The following is a 25,840-nucleotide window of genomic DNA, read 5'->3' as shown; positions in this document are numbered from 1 at the left end:
CCGATGCGATGCCCCGACATGCGAACTTTCCGCCGGAGCGCCGCCCCGCGGTCGGGCCTCCCCGCCGGGACCGGTTCCGCGGTACGGCGGGCACGGCAGCGGCGGCCCGCCGGGAGGAGGCGGACCGCCGGTGGTGCGGGTGCGAGCCCGTGCGGGCGGGTGGTTCTAGAAGACGCTCACGCCGTACGCGCTGAGCGCCTCGGTGACGGGCTGGAAGAACGTGGTGCCGCCGCTGGAGCAGTTGCCGCTGCCGCCCGAGGTCAGGCCGAGCGCGGTGCTGCCGGAGAAGAGCGCGCCGCCGCTGTCGCCGGGCTCGGCGCAGACGTTGGTCTGGATCATGCCGTACACGACGTCGCCGCCGCCGTAGTTGACGGTCGCGTTGAGGCCCGTGACGGTGCCGCCGCGCAGACCGGTGGTGCTGCCGCTGCGCTGGACGGACTGGCCCACGGAGGCGTTGCCCGCGCCGGTGATGTCGCGGTAGCCGCCGTTGTAGAGGTAGACGCGGCCGTCCGCCGCCGAGGCGTTGGCGTGCCGGATGATGCCGTAGTCGTTGGTGGGGAAGCTGGAGCCCGTACGGGTGCCGAGCACCGCCGTGTTGCCCGAGTTGGTGTACCAGGTGCTGCCCATGTTGGTGCAGTGCCCGGCCGTCAGGGCGTAGTAGGTGTTGCCGCTGCGGACGTTGAAGCCGAGCGAGCAGCGTCCGCCGCCCGCGTAGATGGCCTGTCCGCCCGCGATGAGCTTGGTGAACCGGCCCGGGGTGCGCTTGATCTCCAGGGCGCCGGCGCGGCTGCCCGCCGCCTCCCGGATGCGGGCCAGTTCGGCGGCCGAGACGGTGGAGTCGGCCGTGACGACCAGCTTGCCGGTGCGGGTGTCGGTGTACCAGGCGGTGCCCGGGACGTCGGCGCCGCGGACGGCCTCGCTCGCTTGGGCGAGCTGGGAGGCGGTCGCCCGGGCGCCGTCGAGCGGCGCGGCGCCGGCGCTGGGAGCGGCAAGCGCGGAAGCGGTGAGAAGGGCGGCCGCGACGGCGGTCAGTCGCGCGCCTCTCGTGAGGCCGCTGAGGGGGGCGAAGCGCTTGAGGTTCACTGCATCCTCCGGTGGGGGATTCCGTGGCCCGCTGGGTGGGCGGGCCGTATGGGTGCCGGCGGGACGGCACCGGCGGCGGGTAGGCCGTCATGTGCCTGTCAAGCGACGAGAGGAATCCTCGGCTCCGGTCGGGTGCGGGGACAAGCGTGCCTTTCGGTCGTGCTACGCGCGTCAGTCGATCACGCCGTACGAGGCGGCCGGCGCCGGGCCCGGCGGGCACCGGAACCGGCCCCCGGGCGCCCCGGCGGCGGCGCGGGCGCAGGGGGTTTCGCAAAGCGACGCACTCCTTTGCTGAAAGCGCGTCAGGCGGCTGCTCCCGGCGTGGCGGACGGGGCGTCAGGTGTGCGCCGGATGCGCGGGGTGGGCCGCCGCCCGCGCGGTGGGCGGAACGCGATCGGCGCAGTTCAGCGTTCAACCGGGGCGGGGCCGCGAAGGTCTGGACCGGACCGGGGGCATCCGCTTCCGGCGGGGCGCCCCTCCGCTCCGGCGCGGGCCCCCGGGCGCCGGGGCGCGGCGGTGGCGCCGGCAATCACGGACGCCGCCGCCCCGCCCGGCGGCCCCGGGGACGGCCGGTGCGCCGGTCCGTCGCCACCGGGGGCCGGGGGCCGCCGCGCGGGTGCCCGGGGACGCGGCCGGGCGCTCCCTTATGGGGCGATCACGCCCGTTCGCCCCGGGCGCCACGCTGTCCGAATCCCGCCCCTCGGGCCCCGGCAACCGGCCGTACGGGCCTCAGCGGGCCCGCCCCTCGGGCCCCGGCAACCGGTCGTACGGGCCTCAGCAGGCCCACTCCTTGCCGGTGTCCAGGCCCCCCTCGCGCGGCTGGGTGAACGAGAACCAGTTCCCCGAGTCGTCCCGGAAGATCGCCTCCGTGCCGTACGGCCGCTCCTGCGGCTCCTGGAGGAACTGGACGCCCCGGGCCCTGAGCCGCTCGTAGTCCCCGTGGATGTCGTCGGTGGACAGCACCCCCGCGCCCAGCACGCCCTTGGACACCAGCGTCCGCATGGCCTCCGCGGACTCCGGGTCCATGGCCGGCGCGCCCGGCACCATCAGTGTCAGCTCCACGTCGGGCTGGTCCTTGGCGCCGACGGTCAGCCAGCGCATGCCGCCCTCGCCCATCGTCATGTCCGTGCGGACCTCCAGCCCCAGCTTCTCGGTGTAGAACTCCTTGGCCCGGTCCTGGTCCAGGACCCAGACGGTGGAGATGGCGAGACCCTTGATCATGTCGTGCTCCTCGGCGGTCGGCTTCGACTGTCACCGTAGGCCGGGGCCGCCCCCGTCCGCTTCTCCGGAATTGCGCTCCTCGCCGGCTGTCCCGTCCCGCGGCTCGGGGGCGGGCAGCGCGTTGGGGAACCCGCCGGCCCACAGCATCGCGTAGCACCCCGGGATCAGGGCTGCCCCGCGCCCCACGTGCCGCGCGCGGTACTCGCTGGGGGAGAGCCCGGTGGCCTTCTTGAACCGCGCGGAGAAGGTGCCCAGGCTGGTGAAGCCGACCAGGCCGCAGATCTCCGTCACCGACAGATCGGCCGTGCGGAGCATCTCCTCCGCCCGTTCGATCCGCCGCCTCGACAGGTACTGCCCCGGCGTCTCCCCGTACACCGCCCGGAACGCCCGGATGAAGTGGAAGCGCGAGTACCCGGCGTGCGCGGCGACCGCGTCCAGGTCGAGCGGCCCGGCCCAATCGCGGTCCATGGCGTCCTTGGCGAGCCGCAACTGCTTCAGCCGGGCCAGGCGGGCGCGGTGCACCAGGGGGCCGAGGCCGTCCCGGCGGCGGGGAGGAGTGGTCACGCCTCCCATGCTGGCACGCGGGAATCGGGGCGTCCGGGGGCGGCCGACCCCTCCGGTCCGGCCGGCCGGCCCCGCGCCCCCGGCCGCCGCTCAGTGGCGGCCCGGGCGGTGCGGGTTCTTGGTCTCGGCACCGTGCGCGAAGCCCCCCGCGTCGTCGGCGTCCCGCTGCGGCCCCGGCTGGCGCTCCAGCCGGTCGAGCACCCGCCGCAGGTCCTCCAGCAGCAGGTCCGCCAGGTCGTGGCCGAAGCCGTTGCGCACGACCACCCGCAGCACCGCCAGGTCGGTGCGGTTCGCCGGGAAGGTGTACGCGGGCACCAGCCAGCCGCGCTCCCGCAGGGCCGCCGACACGTCGTACACGCTGTACCGCTCGACGCCCTCCCTGACCCGGAACGCGAACACCGGCGCCTCGCCGCCGTCGGTGATCAGCTCGAACGGCCCCAGCTCCGCGATCCGCCGCGCCAGCCGCATCGCGACGTCCCGGCTGGTCTGCTGGACCCGCCGGTAGCCGTCGTGGCCGAGCCGCAGGAACGTGTAGTACTGCGCCACCACCTGGGCGCCCGGCCGGGAGAAGTTCAGCGCGAAGGTCGGCATGTCGCCGCCCAGGTAGTTCACATGGAAGACGAGGTCCTCCGGCAGCGCCTCCGCGTCCCGCCACAGCGCCCAGCCCACCCCCGGCATGACCAGCCCGTACTTGTGGCCCGAGGTGTTGATCGACGCCACCCGGGGCACCCGGAAGTCCCACTCCAGGTCCGGGTCGAGGAAGGGCGCGATCATGGCCCCCGACGCGCCGTCGACATGGACCGGTACGTCGAGTCCGGTACGCGCCTGGAGGTCGTCCAGGGCCGCCGCGATCGCGCCGACGGGCTCGTAGCTGCCGTCGAAGGTCGAGCCCAGCACGGTGACGACCCCGATGGTGTTCTCGTCGCACAGCTCGACCGCCGTCTCCGGCGTCAGGTGGTACCGGTCGCCCTCCATGGGCGCGTAGCGAGGCTCCACCTCGAAATAGTCGGCGAACTTCTCCCAGCAGATCTGGACGTTGACCCCCATCACGAGGTTGGGCCGGTCCACCGCCTTGCCCGCCGCCCGGCGCCGGTGCTGCCAGCGCCGCTTCAGCGCGAGCCCCGCGAGCATCGCGGCCTCGCTGGAACCGGTCGTCGAGCACCCCACCACCTGGCGCGGGTCGCCCGCGTGCCAGAGGCGGGCGAGCATCTGCACGCACCGCATCTCCAGCTCCGCCGTCTGCGGGTACTCGTCCTTGTCGATCATGTTCTTGTCGGCGCACTCCGCCATCAGGCGCTGGGCCTGCGGCTCCGCCCACGTACTGACGAACGTCGCCAGGTTCAGCCGGGCGTTGCCGTCGAGCATCAGCTCGTCGTGCACCAGCTGGTAGGCGGTGTCCGGCTCCATCGGCCCGTCGGGCAGGGCGTGCCGGGGGACCCTCACCGGCTCCCGGCTGAAGAGGGGGTTGGCCTCGATGTCGCGGCTGCGCCGCACGTCGTGCGGGGAGCGCCTTCCATGGTCGAGGGTCATCGTGCGACGTCCTTCCGCGCGGGCTGGACACGGACGGGCCCGTGTCTCCCTGCGGCTTTCCCGCCCTCCGGCGCCGCGTCAGCGGGCTCCGCGCATTCCCCCCGGAATGGACCAACGGGCCTTCGGGGCGGGCGGACCCTCACTCCGTACCGGGTCAGGCCACCACGAGCCGGCGCGCCGCCGCCCGCGCGGTGCGCAGCGCCCCGGCGCGGTCCGTACCGTGCTGGCTCAGCACCACCCGGGTGCTCAGCCCGTCCAGCAGCGCGAGCAGGGTGTCCGCCCGCTCCGGGATCTCCGCCTCCGGGACGGTGAAGCGGCCCTGCGCCGCACCCTTCGCCAGCAGCACCTCCAGGTCGCTCTGCCACCCGAGGTCCAGCTCCTCCTGGGCGGCGCGCAGCGGCCCCTCGCCGGTGGTACGCGCCCACAGCTCGATCCACACCGTCCAGCGCGGGTCCCGGGGGCCGCGCGGCAGGTACAGCTCCAGGAACTGGTCCAGCTTGCGGTCGGCGGTGGTCCGCCGGGCCAGCAGCGCGCGCCGCTCCTCGGTGAGCGCCGCCTCGCTCCAGCGCAGCGCCTCCAGCAGCAGCCGGTCCTTGCTGCCGAAGTAGTACAGGAGGTGGCCTCCGCTGGTGTCCAGCCGGTCGGCGAGTGCCGCCATGGTGAGGGTCGCCAGCCCGTCCTCGGCGATGGCGGCCATGGCCGCCTCCAGGATCCGTTCCGGTGTGATGCGCCCGTCCCGCCGCCGACCCGCGCCTGCCACCCGTTCCGCCCTCCGCGTCCCTGCCGCCCGATCCCGCCGTGCCCGACCCTATCCCCCTCTCCGGGGGACCGGACCGCGCCGGGGTATTGACGGACTCCCCACCATGCCGCATCTTGAATGCCATTCAAAGAACTAGAACGGCATTCAAACAACGCCTGCACACATCTGGAGGTCGGATGGCGACCGGACCCATCGGCACGGGAGTCGCGAGCGACGAGGTCTTCCACGTCGAGACGCACGGGATCGACCCGATCCCCGACAGCGACCGGCACGGCAGCCCCAAGGACCTCTTCTGGCTCTGGTTCGGCTCGAACCTGACCTTCACCTACGTCATCAACGGCGCCCTCGCCGTCGCCTTCGGCCTGTCCTTCTGGCAGGCCACCACCGTCGTGGTCGTCGGCGGCCTCGCCTTCGTGGTGATCAGCGCCGCCGGGCTGAGCGGGATACGCACCGGCACCGCCACCCTCGTCATCTCCCGCGCCGCCTTCGGCCACCTCGGCAACATCCCGGCCGGCTTCCTCAACTGGGTCGTCAGCATCGGCTACACCATCGTCAACACCGTGGTGGGCACCCTCGCCCTCGAAGCCTTCCTCACCGGCCTCGGCTGGGCGTCCGGCGACACCGCCCGCGCCCTCAGCCTGCTGATCACCCTCACCCTGACCTTCGCCGTCGCCCTGTGGGGCCACGCCACCGTGCAGCTCGCCGAGCGCTGGCTCGCCTACGTCCTCGCCGCCGGCTTCGCCGTCTTCCTGGCCTTCGTCCTCCCGCAGGCCGACCCCGGCGCCCCCGCCGCCGACGGCGCCGGCTGGCCCGCCTGGAGCCTCGCCCTCGTCGTCGCGCTCGCCGGCCCCTTCTCGTACCTCCCGATGCCCGCCGACTACACGCGCTACCTGCCCCGCGACACCCCGCTGCGCGCGATCACCTGGACCGGCGCACTCGGCGGCTTCGTCTCCTCCGTCGCCCTCGGCGTCGGTGGCGTCGCCGCCGCCACCAGCACCGACATGACCGACGCGGTGGCCGGCGCCACCGGCCTGCTGCCGGGCTGGTTCCAGCCCCTCTTCCTGCTGCTCGTCCTCGGCGGATCGGTCACCAACTCGATCATCACGCTGTACTCATCCGGCCTCAACCTCCAGGTGCTGGGCATCCCCTGGCGCCGCGCCAAGGCCCTCCTCATCAGCGCCGCCGTCACCGCCGCCGGCTCCCTCGGCGCGCTGTTCCTCACCGACTTCACCACCTCCCTGCTCGGCTTCCTCTCGCTGCTGATCATCGTCTTCGCCCCGTGGAGCGGCGTCTTCCTCGCCGACATGCTGCTGCGCCGCTGCCGGTACGACACCCAGGCCCTGGCCGCCGGCCGGACCGGCGCCTACGGCTACCGCTCCGGCTACCACCCCGCCGGTGTGACGGCCCTCCTCACCGGCCTGGTCTTCGCGGCCCTCACCTGCGACTCGGAGCTGTGGACCGGCCCGCTCACGGCACCCCTCGGCGGCGCCGACCTCACCCCCTACGGCGCGGTCGTCTCCGGCCTCACGTACTGGGCCCTCGCCCACCGCACCCTCCGGCACACCGCCGCCCCCGTCCCCGCCCACTGACCCCACGACCCGGACCCCCCGACCCGTACCGACCCCGTCCCTCAGGAGCGCACCACCATGCCCACCCCCGCCGACCTCGTCCTGCGCGGCGCCCGCGTCCACACCGTCGACCCCCGCCTCCCGGAGGCCGAGGCCCTGGCTGTACGCGACGGCCGCATCGTCCACGTCGGCACCGACGCCGAGGCCGACCGGTGGACCGGCCCCGGCACCCGGGTCGTCGAGGCGGGCGGACGGCTCGTCCTGCCCGGCTTCATCGACGCGCACAACCACGTACGGCTCGGGTCCGACGACGCCTGCGTCCAGCTCGCCGGAGCCGGCACGCTCACCGCCGTCCACGACCGGATCACCGCCTGGCTCGACCGCCACCCCGACGCCGACTGGGTCGAGGCCGAGGCGTTCGACTACTCCGCCATGCCCGGCGGCCGGATGCCGCACGCCCGGGACCTCGACCCCGTCACCGGCGACCACCCGGCCCTCGTCCTCAGCTACGACGTCCACACCGCCTGGCTCAACACCGCGGCCCTGCGCCGCCTCGGCATCGACCGCGACCACACCGCCCTGCCCTTCGGCGACGCCGACACCGACCCCGTCACCGGCGAACCCACCGGCTTCGTCCGCAACTTCGCCGTCAAGGGCCTCTCCCGCGACGGCCACCGCGCCCTCCGGGAGCTCGGCGTCCCCTGGGCGTCCCCCGACCGGCAGTACGGCCGCCTCGCACGCAGCCTCGACGACGCCGTCCGCTTCGGCATCACCACCGTCGTCGAACCGCAGAACTCCCTCGACGACCTCGCCCTGTTCACCCGCGCCCGCGCCGAGGGCCGCCTGCGCTCCCGGCTCGTCGCCGCGCTGTTCCACCCCCGCGGCACCACCGACGCGGACCTCGACGCCTTCGAGGAGGCCGCCCGCCGCTTCTCCGACGACCGGATGCGCGTCGGCCCGCTCAAGCTGTACATCGACGACGTCGTCGAACCCCGCACCGCCGCCCTCCTCGAACCGTACGCGGGCTGCCGCCACCACCGGGGCGACACCTACTACCCGCCCGAGGAGTTCGCCGACCTCCTCGCCCGGCTCGACGCCCGCGGCTTCCAGTGCTTCGTCCACGCCACCGGCGACCGCGGCATCCGCACCGTCCTCGACGCCGTCGCACACGCCCGCGCCACCAACGGCCCCCGCGACGCCCGCCACCAGGTCGTGCACGTCGAGTGCCTCGACCCGGCCGACGTCCCGCGCTTCGCCGAACTCGGCGTCGTCGCCTGCATGCAGCCCCGCCACTGCGCCCCCGAGATCGCCGGCCCCGGCCAGGACTGGGCCGAGAACGTCGGAGCCCACCGCTGGCACAAGGCCTGGCCCATGCGCAGCCTCCACCGCGCGGACGCGGCCCTCGCCTTCTCCAGCGACTGGAACGTCGCCGAGATGGACCCCATGATCGGCCTCTACACCGCCGTCACCCGCCGCCCCCTCGCCGGCGGCGAACCCTGGTGCCCCGAGGAGACCGTCGACCTGACGACCGCCGTGCACGGCTACACCATGGGGTCGGCCCACGCCAACTTCCTGGAGGACGAACTCGGTTCCCTGACCACCGGGAAGCTCGCCGACTTCGTCGTCCTCTCCCGCGACATCTTCGCCGTCGCCCCCGAGGACATCCCCGGCACCGTCGCCGAGACCGTGGTGGTCGGCGGAGAGATCGTGCACGAAGCCTGAGCCCCCGGCCGGCCCGCCCCCGCCGGCCGCTCCCCCCGCGGCCCGCGCACACGGCCGCGTACCCGCCCGGACACCCAGCGCGACGGGACCGGCGGGTACGCGCCACCGCACGCAACGGGTTCGGCGCGGACCGGTGCGCGGGCCGGGGGAGTGCCGATACGGTCCGCCCATGGACGACGTCGAGTTGACCAAGGGCACCGACACCTGCGCGCCGCCCGACCGCTACGTACGGCTCCGGCTGGCCGCCTACGACGCCGCCGCGGACGCCGGCATCTCCTGGGCCCTGCGCGCCCCGCGCCCCCGCCGGGAGGAGCTGCGCATCGCCCGCGAACTGCACCAGGACATCCAGGCCGCCCGGGCCGCGTGGGGCGCGCCCGACAGCCCCGGCGACCACTGGCCCCAGCTGGTGCGCAGGCTCCACAGCCTCCTCCACATCAGCCACCTCATCCCCGCCCTGCTGGAGACCAGCGGCGGCCAGGACCTCGACGCCGACCTGGTCCAGGCGCTGAGGACCGCCGCCGTCATGTGCGGCGACTTCGGCGGGCCGCTCACCGAACTGGAGGACGCCCTGCGCGGCGGCGCGCCCCGCACCGACCACCGCGACCCCGCCCGCGCCGCCGACCTCGACCTCCTGGCCACCGCCTGCCGCCACGCCTTGACCGCCCTGCTGCTCCTGGACAAGCAGCTGCTCACGCGCATCACCGCGGGCGCGGGCGCCCCGTAGCGGTCAGCGCCGCCCCATAAGCCCCCGCACCCGCCGGCGCAGCGACCGGCGCAGCCGCCGCACCGGACGCGGCGGCCCGGCGGGCGCCGCGGCGGTGCCCAGCGGCACGTGGGGCACCGGGCGGCGCACCCCACCGGTCTGCAGCACACAGGAGGGCACCCCGCCCGTCACGCGCGCGTGGCCGACCGTGACGGTGAACGGCCGGGGCGGATCGCCGGGCAGCTCGGCCGCCACCGAGGCGCCGGGGCCCTTGCCGTAGCCGACGACCTTGCCGTCGACCAGCACCTCGAACGGGCCGGTACGAGCGAGGAACTGGACCGTGACCGAGTGTCCGTCCAGATCGACGTGGAAGCGGTGACCGAGCGCCATGGCATGCCTCCCGGGCCGGGGCCGACCAGCACCTCCAGCGTACGCAGCCCGCCGCGCCCGCGCCGGTCACGCCCGCACACCCTTCAGGCCCAGAGGGCCTCCGCCAGCGCGGCACCCGCGCACACCGCGCCCAGGCCGGCGGCCGTGCTGCCCACCACGTTCAGCAGCGCCGTGCGCGACGCGCCGCCCTCGATCAGCCGCAGCGTCTCGTACGAGAAGGTCGAGTAGGTGGTCAGCGCCCCGCACAGGCCCGTCCCCACCAGCAGCCGCACCGGCGACGAGGCCGCCCCCGCCACGACCGCCCCCGTCAGCACGCCCAGCACCAGGCACCCGGCGACATTGGCCGTGAACGTCCCCCAGGGGAAGGCCGAGCGGCGCCGGAGCGAGACGGCCCGGTCGGTCAGATACCGCAGGGGCGCCCCCACCGCGGCCCCCACGGCCACCCACAGCCAGGTCACCGCGGCCACCTCCCCGCGACGGCCCGGCGCGTGAGCCACACCGACGCCCCGGCCGCGGCCAGCGCCAGCAGCGGCGTGAGCACCAGGCAGGCGAGGCCCGCCCCGGCCCGGCCGCCCGCCAGCAGGGTCCGTACGTCGACCGTGTACGCCGAGAAGGTGGTGAACCCCCCGAGCACCCCGGTGCCGAAGAACGGCCGCACCAGCCGGTGGGCCCTCCGCACGCCGTCGGTGACCACCATCAGCACACCGATGAGGGCGCACCCGGTGACGTTCACCCACAGGGTCGTCCACGGGAAGCCGCCGGCCGGCGTCGGCCACAGCAGCGCCGCTCCGTGCCGCGCCGAGGCGCCGGCGGCGCCGCCCAGTGCCACGGCGGCCACCACCGGCGCCTGTGCCCGCCACGCTGCCATGACCGTCCGTCCCGCCCGCCCTCACCCGGCCGGGTCCCGGCGGGCCCGGCGCGGGTCTGTCGCGGGCGTCAGCGTAACGCGCCGTTACCGCCGCAGACCGTCCAGGGGGCGCAGGTCGTCACCGGTCAGCGCCCGGCCCGCGCCCTGCGGCTCCGGGCTGCCGGTGTTGCCGTACGACTGCGTCGAGAAGTTGCCGTTCTGCGTGTGCACCTCGCGGTCGCCGTTCGCCGACGCCAGGGGGGCCGAGACCCCGAGGACGGCGGCGGCGACACCGGCGGTGGCCAGAACCTTCTTGATCATGGTGCGTTCCTTGCTGTCGGTCGGGCCGTCCCGCGGGCCCCGGAGGCCCGGAGACCGGGGACGCGCCCGCTGTTCGGGGGACTCGGCCTGCCCAACGGCCGCGCCGATGCCGACGTATGCCGCATTCACCCGTTTGCCGGTGCCCCCGCCGCTGCCCCCGCCGGGGGGCCCGGGGCTACCTGTCGACGCGGTCCAGCACCTCGCCCAGGTCCACGAACGCGAAGTTGGTGGCCTCGCGGCCGTCCTCCGCCGGGGTGTCGTGGCCGTCCTGCACGACGAGCAGGCCGCGCGGGTACTTCCGGCCCAGCGGGGCGTTCAGCGCGGCGGCGCCGTCGCACTCCTCGGAGCCGTCCACCCGGCCGCCGGGCCCGGCGACGACGCGGAAGCCGCCCTCGTACTCATGGGCCTCCGCCACCTCGCGGTCGTACAGGGCGAAGGTGTCGTCGCCCTGGCTGGACGCCAGCAGATACCCGTCGCCCCGGCCCTGCGGGATCAGCGTCAGGCCCTCGACGTCGGCCGCCAGGCGCGAGCCGCCGAAGCCCGGGTCGGCGCCGGGGACGCACTCCTCGGTGGCCTCGTCGTACGCCGCGGGCACACCGTACTCGCGGACGCGGTCCACGAGCCGGGGCGCGGCGCCGGTCAGGTCCGCGCGCACGCGCCAGATGCCGACGTCCTCCTGCCCGGCGTAGAGCATGCCGTTCGCCGGGTCGACGACCATCCCCTCCACCTGCGGAAGCTCGTCCGGCTCGCCGCACGGCGACCACGCGGTGCCGTCCGGCAGCCGGAAGGACGAGGGCAGGTCGATGCTTCGCACCGTGCGGTAGGTGAGGGTGCCGGCGGCGGTGGGGAGCAGCTCCAGCAGGGCCACGGTGGTCCGGCCCCGGCGGCTGACCAGGGCGTACGAGCGGCCGGAGGCGGCGTCGCGCCAGGTGGCCAGTCCGTACGCGGTGTGCTGGGCGTTGATCTCGTCCTGGTCCGCCGAGAACACCGGCGGGACGGCCGGGTCGGTGACGTCGGCCAGCGGCCCGCCGGGGCGGCCGGGCACGATGCGGTGGAAGCGGAGCCGGTCGTGGCCCCGGTCCGTGGTCACCGCGATGTCCGCGCGCCCGGCAGGCAGGCGCACACCGTGGACCAGGTCCACGTTGTTGAACCGGCCCGGGGCGTCGCCCGGGCGGGCGGCCGGGGGAGCGGGGACCGCCTGCACCTGCCGGGCGTCGAGGTCGTACACCCGCAGGCCGCCCTCCTTCGCGGTGGCGATGACCAGGCTGCGGTCCGGCCGGGCGGCGTCGCGCCAGATCGCCGGGTCGTCGGCGTCGGCGGCGCCGCCCGCCTCGTCGTCGTACAGCGTGGCCGTCTCCGCGCGCGGCGCGATGCCGGGCAGCGGCCCGGACGGGCCGGCCGGGACCGCCCCGGCGGGCGCCGCGGCGGTGAGCGCCAGCAGCGCCGTCGTCAGGAGCAGGGCGGCCGGCCGGACGGGACAGTGCCTGAACACGTGGGGAACCCCTTGCTGTCGGTGGGCGGGACATCGGGATACGGAGGGGGTGCATGTCGGGAGCATGGCAAGTCAGGGAGATCCTGGAGCCACCCGGTGACCCTGCGGCCTACGGCCGGTGTGCCCCGCGTGAACGCGACGGGTCCACGGCTCGGGGCCCCGTTTCGTGAGCCGGTGCTCCACGGCTCGGTGCCCCCGCGTCCCGAGCCGGTGCGCGGGGGCCGGATTCGGGCGCGGGGCCGGTGGTACCCGCCGCACCAGCCGCCTCGGTCACCGGCGTGCGCGCGCGCCGGGAACGAGGCACGGTGGCAGCACGGGAAGGAGCGGTCATGGGCGGCGGACAGGGGCCCCCGGCCGGCCGTGGCGCGGGCGGCGCGGCGGACGCGGGCGGGGCGGGCGCGGGCACGGGCCCGGCCGCGCGGGACCCCGACACGGGCGCGGACGCGGGCACGGCCGCACCGGGGGCGGACGCGGGCACGGCGGCACCCGGGGCCGTGGGGGCCCCGGTGGCCGGGGCCTCGTCCGCCGAAGGGCTGCTCGACGTCCTCGGGGTCGCGGCCGTGGTGCTGGACGCCGAGGGGCGCATCGTGCTGTGGAGCCCGCAGGCCGAGGCCCTGCTGGGCTACACCGCCGAGGAGGCCCTGGGACGGCACGCCGCGAACCTCCTCGTCGCCGAGGAGCACCACGAACGGGTGGTGCGCCTGTTCGAGCAGGTGATGAGCAGCGGCGACGCGTGGTCGGGCGAGTTCCCCGTACGCCGCAAGGACGGCACCCGGCGCGTCCTGGAGTTCCGCAACATGCGCCTCCTGGACGACCGGGGCGACTACTACGCCCTCGGGCTCGCCACCGACCAGGCCGCCCTGCGCCGGGTCGAACGCGACCTCGCGCTGTCGGTTCGGCTCGTGGACCAGTCACCGATCGGCCTCGCCGTCGTCGGCACGGACCTGCGGTGCGTCGGGGTCAACGCGGCACTGGAACGGATCGACGGACTCAGCGCCGAGCGGCACAAGGGCCGGCGGGTCGCCGAGGTGCTCCCCTTCGTGGACGCCGAGGCGGTCGAGGAGGCCATGCGTACCGTCCTGGTCAGCGGAAAGCCGCTGCTGGACCGGCAGATGGTGGGCCGCACCCCGGCCGACCCCGGCAACGACCACGCCTGGTCGGTCTCCCTGTACCGGCTGGAGGACGTGGCCGGCCGGGTCCTGGGACTGGCCGCCTCGGTGGTCGACGTCACCGACCGCTACCTGTCCGCGACCGAGGCCGAACGCGCCCGCGACCGCCTCGCGCTGGTCGCCGACGCCTCCGTACGCATCGGCACCACCCTCGACCTCGAACAGACCGCCCGCGAACTGGCCGACGTCGCCGTGCCCGCGCTCGCCGACATCGCCGCCGTCGACGTCCTCGACACCGTGCTCGAGGGCCGCCCCGCCCGCATCGCCGCCGACGGGCCCGCGGTCATCCGGGCGCTGGCCGTCGCCGCCGCCTACCCCACCGTCGCCGTCGACGCCGCCGACCCGCCCGGCGAACCCGCCCACTACGGCGCCGACCGCCTGGTCACCCGCTGTGTGCGCACCGCCCGGCCGGTGCTGGTCCCCGAGGTCGACGCCGACTCCCTGCCCCGCATCGCCCGCGACGAGCACGCCACCGAGCTCCTCGCCCGCGCCGGCATCCACTCCTACCTCGCCGTCCCCCTGATCGCCCGCGGCGAGGTGCTGGGCGCACTCGACCTCAAACGCGGCCGCAACCCGTTCCCGTTCACCGAGGACGACGCCCTGCTCGCCAGCGAACTGGCCGCCCGGGCCGCCGTCTGCATCGACAACGCCCGGCTGTTCCGCCGCCAGCGCGAGACGGCGCTCACCCTCCAGCGCAGCCTGCTCCCCGAGCCGCCCCGCCACCTGGTCGGCCTGGACGTGGCCTCCCGCTACCAGCCGGCCGGAGTGGGCAGCGAGGTGGGCGGCGACTGGTTCGACGTCATCCCCATGGACGACGGCCGCACCGCCCTGGTCGTGGGCGACGTGATGGGCAGCGGCATCCACTCCGCCACCACCATGGGCCGGCTGCGCACCGCCACCCAGACCCTCTCCCGGCTGCCGCTCGGACCGGCCGAGGTCCTGCACCATCTCGACGAGATCACCGCCGGACTGGACCCTTCGCTCGCCACCTGCGTCCACGTCATCTACGACCCCCACCGCGCCCAGTGCTGCGTCTCCACCGCGGGCCACCCGCCCCCCGTGCTGATCCGCGCGGGCGAGGGCCCCCGGCTGCTCGACCTCCCCACCGGCCCGCCCCTCGGTGTGGGCGGCGTCCCCTTCCGTGCCGTGGCCGCGGAACTCGCACCCGGCGACCGGCTGGTGCTCTACACCGACGGGCTGGTCGAGACCCGCGACCAGGACATCGACGTCCGGCTCGACCAGCTGCTCGACCTGCTCCGCACCCCCGACGCGACCCTGGAGGACACCTGCGACCGTCTGCTGCGCGAACTGCGCAACAGCGGCAACCACGACGACGTCGCCCTGCTGGTCGCCCTGGTCACCTGACGAGGCGGGGTGCGGGTCCGGGCGTGACTGATGGTGGATCGGGGCGTTGGTCTGGCTATGACCACATCTCAGCGCATTCTCGCCACCCTCGCCCTGGCCGCCGGTGCCGCCGGGGCCTCCGTCCTGTCGGCCCCCGCCGCGAGCGCGGCCATCGTGCCCGCCCCCGGCCCCCAGGGCCCGTCCGTGCTCAGCCGGGTCGACGACCTCGCCTCGATCGGCGTCGCCCCCGAGCACCGTGACAAGGTCCCCACGGTGACCGAGCAGTTCGGCGGGCTCGACGGGCTCCAGCGCCTCGGCGAGGCGCGGCAGCTCATCGAGCCGGTCGCCCCGGTGCTGGCCTTCCTGCCCATCGGCTGACGGCCCGTCACGCCCGGCCCGGGCCGCTCCTTTCCCGGGCCGGCCCGTGCCTGGGCGGCTTCCTTCCCGGGCCGGTCCCTTCCCGGGCGGGCCCGGCGGGCGGCTACTCGAACCGGGAGGTGTCGCCCGCCCCCCGGCGTACGATCTCCGCCTCGCCGCTCGAGAAGTCGATGACCGTGGTCGGCTCGGTGCCGCAGTCGCCCGAGTCGACCACCGCGTCCACCTCGTGGTCGAGGCGCTCCTTGATCTCCCACCCCTGCGTCAGGGGCTCCTCCTCGTCCGGCAGCAGCAGCGTGCTGGACAGCAGCGGCTCGCCCAGCTCCGCGAGCAGCGCTTGCGCGACCCCGTGGTCGGGGATCCTCACCCCCACGGTCTTCTTCTTCGGGTGCAGCAGCTGGCGCGGCACCTCCTTCGTGGCGGGCAGGATGAAGGTGTAGCTGCCCGGGGTCGACGCCTTGATCGCACGGAACACATCGTTGTCGATGTGCGTGAACTGGCCCAGCTGTGCGAAGTTCTCGCACACCAGGGTGAAGTGGTGCCGGTCGTCCAGGTTGCGGATCGACTTGATCCGGCCGATGCCGTCCCGGTTGCCGAGCTGACAGCCCAGGGCGAAACAGGAGTCCGTCGGGTAGGCGACGAGGGCGCCGGAGCGGATGAGGTCGACCACGCTGCTGATCGTGCGCCGCTGGGGGTTGTCGGGGTGCACATTGAAGTACTTCGCCATTCACCGAGCGTACGCGATGGACGCCCGCCCGGCCGGGGCGCCGTGCGGGCGCAGGTCCCGCCCCGGCCGCCGCGGCGGGCGAGCCGGGACGGGACCTGCGCCCGCCGGGCCGGTCTCAGCTCGCGGGCGCCTGGTACAGGCCCCGGCCCGCACGGCGGGCACGGGAGGTGGCCACCAGCCGGTCGAGCGTGCTGCGCACGGTGTTGACGGCACCGGCGGTCGCGTCGCGCCCGAGCTCCTTGGCGACGTCACGCGCGCGGACGGGGGTGTCACCGCTGCGGGCGAGGATGGCGGCGACCTGCTCGGTCAGGCCGCTGTTGCCGTCGGCCCCGGAGGCGGACGCGGCGCCGGACGTCGCGGACTTCTCCGCCGCGGAGGTCCTGGCGGCCGGCTTCTTGGCCGCGGCCTTCCGCGCACCGGCCTTCGCCGTTGCCTTCTTTGCCGTTGTCTTCTTCGTCGCCGCCTTCTTGGGCGCGGACTTCCGGGTTGCGGGCTGCTCGGCGGGGGACGTGGTGGCGGCCGTGCCGGTGGTGGTCTCGGCCGCCGTCTTGGCCTCGGCCGTCGTGCCGGCGGCGGGCTCGGCCGCTGCCTTCGTCCCCTGCTTGTCGGTCGCCTTGGCCGGCGCCTTGGCCGCAGGCTTGGTCGCCGGCTTGGCGGCCTGCTTGGTGGTGGACGTGGTCCTGGTGGACGCGGCCCTGGCCGGGCGGGTGGTCTTCTTCGCGGGCTTCCTGGCCGCGCTCTTGCGCCCGCTCGCGGACGCGGTACGACGGGAGCGCTGCGCCGGGACGGCCTCCTCGGCGGCCGGCCGGGACTCCGCCGCCTCCCCGGACTTCTCCTCCGCCTGCCGGTCCGCGTCCTGCTCCTCGGCCGGTTCCGCTACGGGGAGTTGGGCGGTGGCGTCGGTGGTGTCTTCGGTGCGCTGCGCCGGCAGCGACGACGTGGACAGCGACTGCAGCGCGGCCAGTGCGCTGCGGACCGACTCCAGTCGCTCGGTGACGGCCGCGAGGTCCTTCTCCAGGGACTGCTGGTGCTGTTCGAGCCGGGGGAGTTCCTCCCTCAACAGCGCGGTGGTCGCTTCGATGGTGCCGGCTGAGGCGGCGGGGAAGGCCATGTGTCCTCCTGCGGGGGTGCGTGGCGTTGTGAAGGATGGGAACACCGTGTTGCAGCGTACGGCTGTTGCGTTGTGCCAAGCAAACATACGAGTGTGCGTACGAGAGGTGCCAACACCGCCACCACCACTCGTCCGTGTGCATTCGCCAATCAACGGCCGTCCTTCACAACGCTGTTGTGTCAGAGGATGTCGCGTACGCGGTCGGCGGCGTCCTCGGCCTCGCGTACGACGGCGTCGGTGTCCGTGTCCACGAGCCGGCCGTCGGCCTTGCGCAGGTGGCCGTCCACGAAGACGTGGCTGACGTTGGGCGGCTGGCCGTTGAGGACGATCTGGCTGGTCCAGTCGATGCGCGGTGCGAAGTTGAGTGTGCCCGGGTCGAGGACCACCACATCGGCGCGCTTGCCCGGGGTCAGGGATCCGACGCGGTCGGCCAGGCCCACGCACTCGGCGCCGCCGAGGGTCGCCATGCGCAGCACGTCCGGGATCGTGGGGTGCACCGCGGGGTCCTGGTGCAGGGCCCGCTGGAGTCCCACGGCGGCCTTCATCACGCCGAACATGTCGGAGGTGTCGTTGGTTCCCCCGTCGTGTCCGAGCCCGGTCCGCACACCGCGGGCGTGCAGCGCGGGGAGGCGGATGATGCCGGAGGCCAGGCGCATGTTGCTCAACGGGCAGTGGGCCACGCGCACCTCGTGCTCGGCGACGAGGGCGATCTCGTCGTCGGTGAGGTGGATGGCGTGGTTCATCAGCAGGCCGGGGCCCAGCGCGCCCGCGAGGCGCAGCGCGCGGATCGGGTCGTCCGCGCGGTCGCCCCGGTGTTCCAGCACATGGGAGTTGAGCATCACCCCGAGGTCCCGGGCGAGGGCGCCGTACTGGCGCAGTGTGTCCACGGTGGCCATCCCCGCGTGCGCGGCGATCTGGAGGGAGGCCAGCGGCAGGGGGTCGAGCAGGTCCCGCTTGACGCGGGTGACATGGCCGGCCGGGCCGTCGCGGCCGGCGGGCCCGGTGCCGGACGCCGGCGGCATCATCGCGTACACGAAGCGGATCCCGCTGTCGGCCAGCGCCCGCACGTAGTGCGCACCCGTCTCGTACGGGATGGGGTGGACCCAGTCGACGACCGTGGTGACACCGGCCTGGAGCGCGTCGAGGGCGGCGAGGCGGACGAAGCGGTACATGTCCCGGGCGGCGATGCGGGCGAGGGTGGTGCGGTTGCAGGCGGCCAGCCAGCCGTACAGGTCCTGGCCGCTGCAACCGCCGCGGATGCTCGACTGCCAGAGGTGGTTGTGGATGTCCACGAACCCGGGCAGCACGATCCGGCCGCTCACGTCCACCACCCGGGTGCCGGGTGCCGCGGGGAGCCGCCGCCCCACGGCGGCGATCCGGCCGTGCCGCATCAGGATGTCGGCGCGGTGGAGGGTGCCCAGGGGACCGTCGCCCACGGACGGGTCCATGGTGAGGAGCAGTTCGGCCCCGCGCAGCAGGGTGGTGGCCGGGGCCCGCCGGCTGCCTCTCGCGGTGTCGCCGGGGGCCGTGGCGGGTCTGGGCCCATGGCCTGCCGGGGCGGCGGCGCCCAGGGCGAGGGGGATGCCGCCCAGGCCGGCGAGTACGGTACGGCGGTTCGGCGCGGGGGTCGCGGGGTTCGCGGGGGTGTCCGTCATGGTGGTGGTATCCCGCGCCGGATGGCCGGAAGCAAGCCACAATTCCGGTCAACGGTAATGGAATTCCGTTTCCGTTTGGCTGGTGCTCGCCGTTTGTTCCGCTGCCGTGCCCCTCACCAGCACCTTCCTACGGTCAGTTCAGGACCGCCCCGGAGGCCACCACCTCGCCGTACAGGTCCTGGACCGTCGCGAGCGCGCCGTGGTGCAGTTGCTCCGCGGTCACACCGGCGACGGACGTCTCCAGCGGGCGGGTGGCGCACGCGTCGGCGACCACGGTGACCCGGTTGCCCCGCAAGAACGCCCCCGCCGCCGTGGCGGCCACGCACATGTGGGTCATGAAGCCGGCGACGACGACGTCCTTCCGCCCGGTGGCGTCCACCCGGTCCCCCAGGTCGGTGCCCACGAAGGCGTCGGGGACGGTCTTCACGACCACCGGCTCGCCCCCGGCCGGGGCCACGAGCGGGTGGATCCGCCCGATCTCGGCCCGGATGTCGTACGGGGTTCCCTCGCCGCCGTCGTTGATCACATGGATCACCGGCGCACCGGCCGCGCGCGCCCGGCCGAGGAGGGCGGACGCCGCGTCGAGGGCGGCCTGCCACCCCGACAGCTCCATCACCCCGCGGGTGTAGGTGTTCTGGTAGTCGACCAGGACCAGTGTGGCGGTGCCGAGGGACGCCGGGGTCCGGTCGAAGCCGTTGAGTTCGCGCAGGGTGGTCGTGGGCATGGCTGCACCTTCGTTCACGGGGGAGAGGGGAGTTGGGCCCTCCGGTGAGGGCGCTTCCCACGCTACGATCCGCCTGTTGTGGCGGCAATGACGTCCAACTTGCAGATACCGACATCGGGGGAGCCCGCACCATGGGCAGTGGCAGTGGCAGTGGCAGTGGCAGTGGCAGTGGCAGCAGCGCCGACCGTGGCATCGGCCGTGACGGCGCCGGCCGTGGCGGTGACCGCGGGCATGACGTGGCGGCGGAGACCGGCGGCCCCGCCGAACGGCTCGTCGTCGTCCTGCTCTTCGACGGCGTCGACCTGCTGGACGTCACCGGGCCGCCCGAGGTGTTCGCGCTGCTGCGGCGCGAGCGGGACGGCGCCGGCGGCTACCGTGTCCTCCTCGCCGCGGCGACCATGGACCCCGTCACCACCGGCGCCGGCGTCCGCGTCCTGCCCGACACCACCTTCGACGAGGTCGCCGGCCGCGCCATCGACACGCTCCTCGTTCCCGGCTCCGTCGAGCTGGACGACCAGCGCCGGGTCCGCGCCCTCACCGACCCCTCGGTGGTCCACTGGGTGAAGCTGCTGGCCGGCCGGGCGCGGCGCCTGGCGTCCGTCTGCGTGGGAGCGCATCTGCTCGCCGCCGCCGGGCTGCTCGACGGCAGGCGGGTCACCACCCACTGGTCCACCGCGCAGCAGCTCGCGGCCGACCACCCCTCGGTGGAGGTCGACGCCGACCCCATCTTCATCCGCGACCGCGACGTGTGGACCGGGGCGGGCATCACCGCCTGCCTCGACCTCTCGCTGGCGCTGGTGGCCGAGGACTTCGGCGAGGCCACCGCCCTGCGGGTCGCGCGCCAACTGGTGATGTACCTGAAACGGCCCGGCGGGCAGAGCCAGTTCAGCGTGCCCATCGAACCGGTGTCGACCACCCGGCGGATGGACGGCCTGCGCCACCACATCGCCGAGCACCTCGCCGGGCGCCTCACCGTCGCCGGGCTCGCCGCGCACGCCCATGTCGGTGAGCGGCAGCTCACCAGGATCTTCAAGACCGAACTGGGCACCACTCCGGCCGCCTACATCGAGTCCGCCCGGGTGGAGGCCGCCCGCAACCGGCTCGAGACCACCGACGACACCCTGGACCGCGTCGCGTCGGCGTGCGGCTTCGCCACCACCGACACGCTCGTCCGCGCCTTCCGCCGGCAGCTCGACACCACGCCCACCGAGTACCGCAACCGCTTCCGGTACGCCGGGCGGCGCACGACCCGGCCGGCCGTGCCGCGCCCCTGAGGCCGTGGGCCGGTGCACGGCCGCGGGCCCGGCACGGCCGTGGGCCCGCGACCGCGGCTACCAGCGCGCGCCCGGACGGCGGGGTGCGGCCGTGCGGCCCACCGCGGCGGCGAGCTTGCGCACGCGGCGCCAGTCGAACGGGGGCCGCGGCTGCGGCACGCCCGGCCGCAGCCTCGGCACCCGGACACGCAGCGCCCTCGGCGCGATCCGGCAGTGGACCGGCACGGGCAGGACGAACGCCTCGCCGTCGATGCCCGCGTCCACGGTCGGGTGGTCGGCGTCGACGACCACTTCCCGTGCCGTCAGCACCGACAGGCCGCTCGCCTCCGGGTCCAGCAGGAGCGCCGCCGCCTCCGCCGCGCTGTCCACCCGGAGCCCCAGGACGCCCAGCGTCCCGGAGTCGAGCCGCACCCGGCGGCCCAGCACGGCCGGGTCGTCCCGCCGGTAGGGGTTGTTGCTCACCAGGATCGCCTGGGGGTCGGCGAGCGTCGTGCCCCCGGCCCGGGCGGTGAGCCGGGGCCCGCTCTGCCGGGTGAGCAGCTCCGGCAGCAGGTCGAGCGCCGTGCCCACCTTGTCGTCCCGGTAGGCGGGGCTCTGCACGACGGTGCCGTACACCCCGAAGGAGACGTTGTTGACGAAGGGGTGACCGCCCGCGAAGCCCAGGTCCACATGGAGCTCGACCCCGTCGGTCAGGGCGTCCAGACAGGTGGCCGGGTCGTCCCGGTCGAGGCCCAGGTCCATGGCGAAGTGGTTGCGGGTGCCCGCCGAGATCACCAGGAACGGCAGGCCGTGCTCGGCCGCCACCGCCGCCACCAGCGCCTGCGTGCCGTCGCCCCCGGCCACGCCCAGCAGGTCGGCGCCCTCGGCCACCGCCCGCCGGGCCAGCTCGGTGACGTCCTCCGGGCTCGCCGGGTCCAGCAGCGCGACCCGCGCCCCGAGCCGCTCGGCCTTCTCCTTGAGGCCGAACCGCTCCACCTTGCCGCCGCCCGAGTGCGGGTTCATCACCAGGAAGGGCCGCAGGGGCGGCGCCGTACGGTGCTCCTTCACCCGCACGGGACGCAGCCCCGTACTGCGCAGCGCGTACCGCCCCGCCCAGACGGCCAGCACCCACAGCGCCAGCGACAGCAGCACCACCCACAGCAGGTTGGCGACGGCGAACATCACGACCACCGCCACCGGCGCGGCCGCCGCCAGCGCCACGGCCGCCGCACGGGCCGCACCGCGCCGGGTCAGCGTCCACCAGACGGCGGACACGGTTACCGCCGCGCCCAGCGCGCCCACCAGGAGCAGCAGCACGCCGCCGGTGCCGCCGAACAGCAGCGGCAGCAGCGCCGCCAGCGTCACCGACGCCAGGGACAGCCTCGCCGACCACCGCTGCTCGCGCTCGGCGCGCTCGCCGCCGTGCCACCCGACCCCCATGGGTCCTCCCCTCGTCCGCGGACATCGTAGGAGGCCCGGCCGAATCCCGGGTGGACGCCACGGGTCAGTCCGGCAGCATCGACGACCATCCGGCCGGTTGCGCGGGGTCGAGAGTGCGCCACTGCGCCAGCAGCTCGGGGTCCTGGGCGTCCAGCCAGTCGGTCAGCTCGCGGAACGACACGCACCGCACCTCGTCGCGCCGGCAGACGTCCCGCATCACGTCCTCCACGGCGTCCATGTAGATGCCGCCGTTCCAGTCCTCGAAGTGGTTCCCGATGAACATGGGGGCGCGGCTGCCGTGGTAGACCCGCTGGAATCCGGCGAGGTAGGCGTCCCGGGCCTGCTTGCGCCAGGTGGCGTGCATCGCCGGGTCCCCGTCGGTCCGGCCCTCCGACTGGTTGTAGAGGAAGTTGAAGTCCATGGACAGCACCTGGAAGTCCTTGCCCGGGAACGGCACCATCTGGAGCGGCAGGTCCCACACCCCGTCCTTCTTCGACGGCCATGTCTGGAAGTTGCCGGCGGAACTGGCGTCATAACGCCACCCGAAGGGCTTGGTCGCCGGTATGAGGGTCTTCTGCCCCTCCAGGCAGGGCGCCCGTCCGCCGGCCACCTCGCGGGTGGGGTCGAAGGGCAGCGGGTCGAGGTCGGTGAACCCGGTGTTGGTCTTCCAGTTCTGTACGAAGGAGTAGAACTGGTCGATCTCACTGGTCCACTCCTGGGTCGACCAGTCACCTCCCCCCTTGGCGCCGCAGAAGTGGCCGTTGAAGTGCGACCCGATCTCGTGGCCCTCCTTCCACGCCTTGCCGAGCTGGTCCAGCGTGGTGCGGATGTGCTCGCGCGTGGGGTACGAGATGGCCGCCGCGCCCTTGTCGTGCAGGGGCGGCCGGTACAGGTCCTTCTTGTCCTTCGGCAGCAGGTAGATACCGGTGAGGAAGAAGGTCATATGGGCGCCGCTCTCCTTCGCCACGCGGCGGAAGCGGGAGAAGAGATGGTCGTCGCCCTCCAGCGCGCCGTCCCAGGAGAAGACGACGAACTGCGGTGGCCGCTGGCCCGGCTTGAGCCGCGTGGGCTTGAGCTGACCGGGCTGCGGCCCGGTGTACGACGTCGACCCGTCGCCCAGCACCCGGACCCGGCCGTCCCACTTCTCGTCCGCCGCGCCCTTCTTGCCGCCGGCGCCCTTCTGCCCCGCCGGGGGCCGTGGCGCCGGGGCGGACGAACGATCCGCCGACGCCACCGGGGCGTCGTCCCCCGACCCGCCCGTCACCAGCGGGACGAGGCTCCCGCCCGTCACCAGGACGACCGCGGCCACCCCGATGGCGACACCGCGCCGGGTGGCGCGCTCCCGCAGCCGCCGCACCGCCGTGCTGCTCCGGATCATCGTGTGGTCCCCCGATCGCTCCCGGCGCGGTCCGGCGTGTCCCGCACGGCCCGCGCGTACTGCTTCCATATCGCGGCCGGTCCGGCCGCGGCCCCGCCGCCGAGGTCCTTGAGGGGCAGGGGCGCCAGGCTCGTGGCGAGGTCCATGCGGTAGACGACGACGGCCGTCGCCGCGCTGTCCGTGTATCCGGCGAACCAGCGTGCCGTGTCGTCCTCGGTGCCCCCGGTCTTCCCGGCGACCGCCCCCGGCCCCGCGCCGGAACCGTCCGTGCCGGTGCCGCCCGCGCCGCCCGCGTCTCCGGAGTCACCGCCGCTCATGTCGCGCGCCTCCGGTGTCCTCGACAGCGCCTCGGTGACCTGGCCGGCCACCTCGGCGCTCATGGCGCGCGCGGAGCGCGGCGCCGCCAGCGGCACCGGCTCTCCCCGGTGGGTGATGCGCCGTACCGAATAGGGCTCGGTGTGCGTGCCGTCGCCCGCGAAGGTGCTGTACGCGCCGGCCATGCGGATGGCACTGGGTGTGGAGTTGCCCAGGGCGAAGCCGGGCACCGGCGGGCCGAGGCTGGAGGCCAGCAGACCGGCCGACAGGGCGGTGCCGCGCACCCGGTCCAGGCCCACGTCCATCCCGAGCTGGAGGAAGGGCGCGTCGGCCGACTCGGCCAGGGCGCGCCCCAGACCGATGCGGCCGTGCGAACGGCCGTCCAGATTGGTGCCCTTGACCATCTTGCCCGCGCGGTCCCAGTAGGGGCCCTCCGGGGTCCGGAGGGGGACGCCGTCGTCCGCGTCGTACGGGGTCGTGGGGGTGACGGGGGTGCGCGGCCCCTCGCGCTCCAGCCGGACGCCGTGCTCCAGCGCGGCGGCGTAGACGAAGGGGGTGAACGCGGTGCCGGCCGGGACCGTGGCCGCGTTCGACTCGTTGAACGCCTGTTTCTGGTAGTCGGGTCCGCCGTGCACCGCGAGGATGCGCCCGTCGGGCGCGACCGTGGCGGCTCCGAACCGGGCGAACCGGTCCTCTGCCCGCTTCTTCGGGTCGAGCGAGGCGCGGGCGTCGTTCACGGCCTTCGTCAGGGCGGTCGTCCGGCGCTTGTCGAAGGTCGTGTACACCTGGTAGCCGCCGAGGTCGAACTGCGAGTCCGGGATGCGGCTGACCCGCTTGGCGTATGTCTCGGCCAGCTCCACCAGGTAGCCGTTCTGCCCGCCGACGGTGCTGGGGGTGGTGGGCTCCCGGGGCTCGGGGAAGGTGTCGTACCGGGCGCGCTCCTCGGGGGAGAGCCGGCCGATCTGGACCATGCGGTCCAGCGTCCAGGACCACCGCTCCACGGCCCGCTCGCGGTTGGCGGGGGAGATGGCCGGGTCGTACAGCGAGGCGCCCTTGAGCAGCGCCGCGAGGAAGGCGCCCTCACTGGCGTTGAGCTGGGTGACGTCCTTGCCGTAGTACGCCTGCGACGCGCGCTGCAGGCCGTAGGTGCCGCGCCCGAACCAGCTGGTGTTGAGGTACCCCTCCAGGATCTGGTCCTTGCTGTGGTGCCGGTCCAGCTTCACCGCGAGGAGCACCTCGGTGAACTTCCGGGAGAAGGAGCGGTCCTGGCTCAGGTACACGTTCTTGACGTACTGCTGGGTGATGGTGGACCCGCCCTGGGTGTCGCCGTCGCCGACCGTCCGCCACAGGGCCCGGGTCACCCCGCTCACCGAGACGCCGGGGTCGGAGTAGAAGCTCGCGTTCTCCGCGGCGAGCACCGCCCACCGGACGTGCTCCGGGATCTTGGCCAGCGGCATCTCCTGGCGCCTGACCCAGCCGGTGCGGGCCATCGGGGTGCCGTCCGCCCAGTAGTAGACATTGTCCTGCTGGGTGGCGAAGCCGTTGAGATCGTCCGGTATCTCGGTGCGCGCGTACGCGAGGGTGACGATCCCCGTGAGCGCCGCGACGGCCAGCAGGAACGAGCCCAGCGTCTGGCGCCAGGACGGCACCCACCGGCGCCAGCCCTCCCGGCCCGACCGCGGGTAGTCGGGGCGCCGCAGGCGCCGGGCCGGCCGTGGCTTGCGCCGCTTGCCCCGGCCGGGCGCGGCCACCGGCCGGGCCGTGCTCCGCAGGGTGCCCGCGAGCCCGGCCACGGGCCGCACCGCCGTACGCACGGTGTCCGCGAGCCGGCCGCGGGCGAGGCGCCCGGTCATCTCCGCCCCGCCCTGATCCGTCCCCCGGACCCGCGGGGACCTGCGGGCGCCCGGTCCGGCGCCCCCCGTCCGGCGCGATGAAGCAACACAGCAGTGCCCCCCAAAACCTGACTGAGCGTAACGCTCACGATGTCACGCCAAGATAACAGGCCCGTCGGACACCCCCGCCGGAACGACGGGTTTCCGGCCTGGTTCGGCCGGGATCCAGCGTGTTCGGGCGGCGGCTCGGCGCTCGCGCGGTTCCCCGGCGGGCCACCCGCCGTACCCCTCCGGGCACCGGACTCCCGGTGACCGT

23 protein-coding genes are annotated in these 25,840 nt (G+C 74.6%); 6 read left to right on the top strand and 17 right to left on the bottom strand.

From position 1 onward, the window contains the following. Nucleotides 1-165: 165 nt before the first annotated feature. The 5 genes from ACF08D_RS16725 to ACF08D_RS16705 form a co-directional block, all read right to left on the bottom strand. Nucleotides 166-1,083 (bottom strand): S1 family peptidase, encoded by a 918-nt coding sequence (locus ACF08D_RS16725; RefSeq protein WP_392223357.1) that lies wholly within the window; start codon nt 1,081-1,083, stop codon nt 166-168. A gap of 774 nt (nt 1,084-1,857) precedes the next feature. After that, nucleotides 1,858-2,304, bottom strand: coding sequence for a VOC family protein (locus ACF08D_RS16720; RefSeq protein WP_392223356.1), 447 nt, complete (start codon nt 2,302-2,304; stop codon nt 1,858-1,860). Between the two features lie 30 nt (nt 2,305-2,334). Further along, complete coding sequence (locus tag ACF08D_RS16715) at nt 2,335-2,772, bottom strand: helix-turn-helix transcriptional regulator (RefSeq protein ID WP_392224079.1); 438 nt, start codon at nt 2,770-2,772, stop codon at nt 2,335-2,337. A gap of 186 nt (nt 2,773-2,958) precedes the next feature. After that, nucleotides 2,959-4,398, bottom strand: a complete 1,440-nt coding sequence (locus tag ACF08D_RS16710) for a glutamate decarboxylase (protein ID WP_392223355.1) — start codon at nt 4,396-4,398, stop codon at nt 2,959-2,961. A 154-nt stretch (nt 4,399-4,552) separates the two neighbouring features. Beyond that, nucleotides 4,553-5,158 carry a TetR/AcrR family transcriptional regulator gene (locus ACF08D_RS16705; RefSeq protein WP_392223354.1) on the bottom strand — a complete coding sequence of 202 codons (606 nt, stop codon included), beginning with the start codon at nt 5,156-5,158 and terminating at the stop codon, nt 4,553-4,555. 176 nt (nt 5,159-5,334) lie between these two features. Between ACF08D_RS16705 and ACF08D_RS16700 the strand changes: the two genes are divergently transcribed. The 3 genes from ACF08D_RS16700 to ACF08D_RS16690 all read left to right on the top strand — a co-directional run bounded on the left by ACF08D_RS16700 (nt 5,335) and on the right by ACF08D_RS16690 (nt 9,172). Further along, on the top strand, nt 5,335-6,747 hold the full coding sequence (locus ACF08D_RS16700; RefSeq protein ID WP_392223353.1) for a purine-cytosine permease family protein: 1,413 nt from the start codon (nt 5,335-5,337) through the stop codon (nt 6,745-6,747). 57 nt (nt 6,748-6,804) lie between these two features. Then, nucleotides 6,805-8,448, top strand: coding sequence for an amidohydrolase (locus ACF08D_RS16695; protein ID WP_392223352.1), 1,644 nt, complete (start codon nt 6,805-6,807; stop codon nt 8,446-8,448). Between the two features lie 169 nt (nt 8,449-8,617). Then, entirely contained in the window at nt 8,618-9,172 is a 555-nt protein-coding gene (locus ACF08D_RS16690) for a hypothetical protein (protein WP_392223351.1), read from the top strand. A 3-nt stretch (nt 9,173-9,175) separates the two neighbouring features. On the opposite strand, the gene ACF08D_RS16685 is transcribed toward ACF08D_RS16690, so the two are convergent. The 5 genes from ACF08D_RS16685 to ACF08D_RS16665 form a co-directional block, all read right to left on the bottom strand. Then, on the bottom strand, nt 9,176-9,541 hold the full coding sequence (locus ACF08D_RS16685; protein ID WP_392223350.1) for a hypothetical protein: 366 nt from the start codon (nt 9,539-9,541) through the stop codon (nt 9,176-9,178). Between the two features lie 83 nt (nt 9,542-9,624). After that, nucleotides 9,625-9,999, bottom strand: a complete 375-nt coding sequence (gene crcB / locus ACF08D_RS16680; protein ID WP_392223349.1) for a fluoride efflux transporter CrcB — start codon at nt 9,997-9,999, stop codon at nt 9,625-9,627. Continuing rightward, nucleotides 9,996-10,409: a fluoride efflux transporter FluC gene (locus ACF08D_RS16675; protein WP_392223348.1), complete on the bottom strand. Its 414-nt coding sequence runs from the start codon at nt 10,407-10,409 to the stop codon at nt 9,996-9,998. The genes crcB and ACF08D_RS16675 overlap by 4 nt, the downstream gene beginning before the upstream one ends. Before the next feature lie 84 nt (nt 10,410-10,493). Further along, the gene (locus ACF08D_RS16670; protein WP_392223347.1) at nt 10,494-10,709 is read right to left on the bottom strand and encodes a hypothetical protein; all 216 of its coding nucleotides are present in this window, start codon (nt 10,707-10,709) and stop codon (nt 10,494-10,496) included. 175 nt (nt 10,710-10,884) lie between these two features. Continuing rightward, nucleotides 10,885-12,201 carry a phytase gene (locus ACF08D_RS16665; RefSeq protein ID WP_392223346.1) on the bottom strand — a complete coding sequence of 439 codons (1,317 nt, stop codon included), beginning with the start codon at nt 12,199-12,201 and terminating at the stop codon, nt 10,885-10,887. A 329-nt stretch (nt 12,202-12,530) separates the two neighbouring features. On the opposite strand from ACF08D_RS16665, the gene ACF08D_RS16660 reads away from it, so the two are divergent. Both ACF08D_RS16660 and ACF08D_RS16655 read left to right on the top strand, forming a co-directional pair. After that, entirely contained in the window at nt 12,531-14,735 is a 2,205-nt protein-coding gene (locus ACF08D_RS16660) for a SpoIIE family protein phosphatase (RefSeq protein WP_392223345.1), read from the top strand. 57 nt (nt 14,736-14,792) lie between these two features. Next, nucleotides 14,793-15,092: a hypothetical protein gene (locus ACF08D_RS16655; RefSeq protein WP_392223344.1), complete on the top strand. Its 300-nt coding sequence runs from the start codon at nt 14,793-14,795 to the stop codon at nt 15,090-15,092. A 103-nt stretch (nt 15,093-15,195) separates the two neighbouring features. On the opposite strand, the gene ACF08D_RS16650 is transcribed toward ACF08D_RS16655, so the two are convergent. The 4 genes from ACF08D_RS16650 to ACF08D_RS16635 form a co-directional block, all read right to left on the bottom strand. Continuing rightward, the gene (locus ACF08D_RS16650; RefSeq protein WP_392223343.1) at nt 15,196-15,816 is read right to left on the bottom strand and encodes an L-threonylcarbamoyladenylate synthase; all 621 of its coding nucleotides are present in this window, start codon (nt 15,814-15,816) and stop codon (nt 15,196-15,198) included. Nucleotides 15,817-15,931: 115 nt separating this feature from the next. Further along, a complete protein-coding gene (locus tag ACF08D_RS16645; protein ID WP_392223342.1) occupies nt 15,932-16,927 on the bottom strand; it encodes a hypothetical protein in 996 nt (331 codons plus the stop codon). Between the two features lie 179 nt (nt 16,928-17,106). Continuing rightward, nucleotides 17,107-18,582, bottom strand: coding sequence for an amidohydrolase family protein (locus ACF08D_RS16640; protein ID WP_392223341.1), 1,476 nt, complete (start codon nt 18,580-18,582; stop codon nt 17,107-17,109). 133 nt (nt 18,583-18,715) lie between these two features. After that, nucleotides 18,716-19,306: a cysteine hydrolase family protein gene (locus ACF08D_RS16635; RefSeq protein ID WP_392223340.1), complete on the bottom strand. Its 591-nt coding sequence runs from the start codon at nt 19,304-19,306 to the stop codon at nt 18,716-18,718. Between the two features lie 131 nt (nt 19,307-19,437). On the opposite strand from ACF08D_RS16635, the gene ACF08D_RS16630 reads away from it, so the two are divergent. Next, nucleotides 19,438-20,580 (top strand): GlxA family transcriptional regulator, encoded by a 1,143-nt coding sequence (locus tag ACF08D_RS16630; RefSeq protein ID WP_392223339.1) that lies wholly within the window; start codon nt 19,438-19,440, stop codon nt 20,578-20,580. Between the two features lie 57 nt (nt 20,581-20,637). On the opposite strand, the gene ACF08D_RS16625 is transcribed toward ACF08D_RS16630, so the two are convergent. The 3 genes from ACF08D_RS16625 to ACF08D_RS16615 form a co-directional block, all read right to left on the bottom strand. After that, on the bottom strand, nt 20,638-21,999 hold the full coding sequence (locus tag ACF08D_RS16625) for a diacylglycerol/lipid kinase family protein (protein WP_392223338.1): 1,362 nt from the start codon (nt 21,997-21,999) through the stop codon (nt 20,638-20,640). Between the two features lie 64 nt (nt 22,000-22,063). Continuing rightward, entirely contained in the window at nt 22,064-23,377 is a 1,314-nt protein-coding gene (locus ACF08D_RS16620; protein WP_392223337.1) for a hypothetical protein, read from the bottom strand. Next, a complete protein-coding gene (locus tag ACF08D_RS16615) occupies nt 23,374-25,545 on the bottom strand; it encodes a transglycosylase domain-containing protein (protein WP_392223336.1) in 2,172 nt (723 codons plus the stop codon). The genes ACF08D_RS16620 and ACF08D_RS16615 overlap by 4 nt, the downstream gene beginning before the upstream one ends. Nucleotides 25,546-25,840 lie beyond the last annotated feature (295 nt).

Origin of the sequence: Streptomyces sp. NPDC015131, assembly GCF_043079975.1 — a bacterium.
In the GTDB taxonomy this organism is placed as follows: domain Bacteria; phylum Actinomycetota; class Actinomycetes; order Streptomycetales; family Streptomycetaceae; genus Streptomyces.
Note: the sequence above shows the minus strand (reverse complement) of the source record. Positions and strands in the feature narration are given on the sequence as shown.